We start from the raw sequence: 870 nt of genomic DNA, 5'->3' as shown, positions 1-870 counted from the left end.
GATGTAAAGCTCGGCGATCTGCTGATTCACGAGGGGCCGGCCTATCAGGCGGAGCGGCACGCGGCGAAAGTCTACAACGCGGACAAGACCTACTTCGTGATGAACGGCACCTCCACCTCCAACGCCGTGGTCGGCAACGCGCTGATTTCGCCCGGAGACCTCGTGCTTTTTGACCGCAACAACCATAAGTCCGTCTACAACGGCACCCTGGTCGAGGCCGGCGGCATCCCCGTCTATCTGGAAACGGCCCGCAACCCGTTCGGGTTCATCGGCGGCATCGACAGCCACTGTTTCGAGGAGGATTACCTGAGAGGGCTGGTGGCCAAGATCGATCCGGAGAAAGCCAAAGCGGAACGGCCCTTCCGGCTGGCGGCGATCCAGCTCGGCACCTATGACGGGACGATTTACAACGCCCGCCAGGTCGTCGACCGCATCGGCCATCTGTGCGACTACATTTTATTCGATTCGGCCTGGGTCGGCTATGAGCAGTTCATTCCGATGATGCGGGACTGCTCGCCGCTGCTGCTGAATCTGACAGAAAAAGATCCCGGCATCTTTGTCACCCAGTCCGTGCACAAACAGCAGGCAGGTTTTTCGCAGGCCTCCCAGATTCATAAAAAAGACAGCCACATCAAGGGACAGGCCCGCTACTGCAACCATAAACGGTTCAACAACGCCTACATGCTGCACGCCTCGACCAGCCCCTTCTATCCGATTTTTGCCTCGCTGGACGTGAACGCAAAAATCAACGAAGGGGAAGCGGGACGCCGCCTGTGGCTGGACTGTGTCAAAGTCGGGATCAACGCAAGAAAAGAAGTCTTAAGTAAATGCACCTTAATTAAACCATTTATTCCGACACAAGTAAAAGGG

The 870-nt window shown here is 56.7% G+C and carries 1 pseudogene; it reads left to right on the top strand.

From position 1 onward, the window contains the following. Nucleotides 1-870: pseudogene (locus Q6A92_RS18130) on the top strand (ornithine decarboxylase); the annotation flags it as partial.

Origin of the sequence: Sporolactobacillus sp. KGMB 08714 (genome assembly GCF_036598985.1) — a bacterium.
Taxonomy (GTDB): domain Bacteria; phylum Bacillota; class Bacilli; order Bacillales; family Sporolactobacillaceae; genus Sporolactobacillus.
This window is presented reverse-complemented; position numbering and strand designations above follow the sequence as displayed.